General features: G+C 63.8%; 2 protein-coding genes. Both read left to right on the forward strand.

The window, feature by feature from the left end:
* Positions 1-1,287, forward strand: a 1,287-nt coding sequence (locus VFW45_13025; protein HEU5181705.1) for a hypothetical protein, incomplete at its 5' end; no start/stop codon positions are given.
* 128 nt (positions 1,288-1,415) lie between these two features.
* Positions 1,416-2,345 (forward strand): carboxypeptidase regulatory-like domain-containing protein (locus VFW45_13030; GenBank protein HEU5181706.1); only part of this gene is annotated, 930 nt, incomplete at its 3' end.

The following is a 2,345-nucleotide window of genomic DNA, read 5'->3' on the forward strand; positions in this document are numbered from 1 at the left end:
CCGAAGCGCCTCACACGGCACAACTCCCAGGTGGAAATCCTGGGAGCTCATCTGTCCAGCGCGCTCGGGACCGACACCGACATCAACGATCTGATCGCCCTGGGCTACAACATTCGCCAGCGAGAGCCGCTGGAGATCCAGAACAACAATCTGGCGCCGCGGCTGTCGCTGACCTGGGACCCCTGGGCCGACGGCAAATCCAAGGGCTTCGCTTCCTGGGGCCGCTTCTACGACAAGCTCTTCCTCAACACGGTGACGCTGGAGCAGGGACCCGACACGGTGACGCGATTCTACCGCTTCGACGCAGACGGCATCGATCTGCTCGGACGCCCCGACAACCAGTTCGGTAAGTCCCTGTCGCAAGCGGCTCCCTCCGCCTTCCAGGTCGATCGATCCCTGTCCACCCCGTTCACCGACGAGATGACGCTGGGCTTCCAGCGCGAGATCGCCCCGGAGGTGTCCCTGGGGATCACGCTCATTCGCCGCGATTTCCACAACCAGCTGCAGGACATCGATGTGAACCACTACACGGTTCGGAATCCGGTCACGGGACTCTACGCCGACGACTTGGGCGACGAAATCCTGGCCGGGGCAATCAAGGGAAGCCCCCCCGCCCAGCTTCCTGACGGAATTCCGGACCTTTACATCCAGAACTTCTTCTTCAACCGGGTCTTCCGCCTGGGAAACTACAATGAGCAGACCTACCGGGCCGTCGAGCTGGAGATGGTGAAGCGCCTGAGCCGGAAATGGCAGATGGAGGCGAGCTATACCTGGTCGCGCGCCGAGGGGGATGCCGAGACCTTCCTGTCGGAAAACGGCGACGATCCGACCATGTCGGAATACGAGTATGGATACCTCGACTACGATCAGACCCACGTCATCAAGCTGAACGCCGTCACCTACCTGCCGGGCGACTGGCGGATCGGGGGGACCGCCACCTGGGCCTCGGGCCTCCCTTACTCCTACATCCAGGAGGTCGAGCCGAACGACGATGTCGGCTATTTCCAGTCCCGGCGCGTCTACGGGTACAACAACACCGCGGGACACTTCGTCCCCGAGAACCGGAACTCGCACCGCAATCCGGCCGCCTACAACTTCAACGCGCGGGTCGAGAAGAACTTCGTGATGGGGAAAGCCTCGGCTTCGGCCTTCCTGGAGATCTTCAACCTGCTCAACAGCGACAGCCTGCGCGTCTACGCCTACGACAGCGGCGTCACCCGCTTCAACACCTTCGGCACCCGGGAATTCGGCCGGCGCTTCCAACTCGGCATCCAGGTCAGCTTCTAGCATCCCGGTGTTGACAGTCTTCCCCGCATGGGCGTAGGTTTGCCTTCAGGTGGGCGAGGTTTTCCCGGTGGGGCGCACTCCCCAACCCCTTCCCTGTTCGTTCCGTATCGAGCCGACTGGAGGTTCCCGTGGGGTTCAGGCCACGGGCATTGCTACTATTGATCCTGGCGCTTCCCGGGACCATTCTGTCCGCCGGACCCGATTCCGTCCTGCGCGGACGGATCATCGACCGTAGCGGGGAGCCCCTCCCCGCGGTCCTCCTGGTCCTGCGCCGCGACCATCAGGAGCAGCCGGAGCAGACAGCCCGCTCGGCCGAGGATGGGACCTACTCCTTCTCGGGGCTACAGCCCGGGACGAGCTACCGCCTCGCGGCATCGCTTCCCGGGCGCGCCACCCTGGAAATCGCCGACCTGGTGGTGAAGCCTGGCGAAACTCTCATCCAGGACCTCGTCCTGCTCCCCGAATCCCAGGCTCGCGAGTACCTGCGGGTGCAGGGGAAGATGGACGTCGTGAACACCGAGTCGGCCACCGCGTCCACCACCTTCAATTCCGAGTTCATCGCCGAGCTGCCGCTGTTCGGGCGCGACTACCAGGACATCCTGGTTCTCGCTCCCGGCGTGACCGACGTCAACAAGACCGGCAACCCCAACATCCATGGCGCGCGCGACGTCGACGTCGTGACGCTGGTCGACGGCGTGAGCACCACCGACCCCTTCACCGGGCTGTACGGGCAGAACCTCAACGTCGAATCGATCCAGGAGATCGAGGTCATCACCTCGGCGGCCGATGCCAGCTATGGCCGGGCCCAGGGAGGGTTCGCCAACATCCTCACCAAGTCGGGAGGCAACGAGTTCCAGGGCTCCTTCAAGTTCTTCCTGCGCACCGACCGGCTGGATCACGACGGCGCCGATCCCGAAAAGCCCGAGCTCGCCGGGGGTTTTCCCGGATCCGCCGACGTGAACCAGCTTTCCTTCACCGATCTGAAGCCGTTCGTCTCGGTGTCGGGAGCCTTCATCCGGGACAGGCTCTGGTACTACGCCACCGCCGAATTCATCCAG

It is taken from the genome of Candidatus Polarisedimenticolia bacterium (genome assembly GCA_035764505.1).
Lineage (GTDB): Bacteria > Acidobacteriota > Polarisedimenticolia > Gp22-AA2 > AA152 > AA152.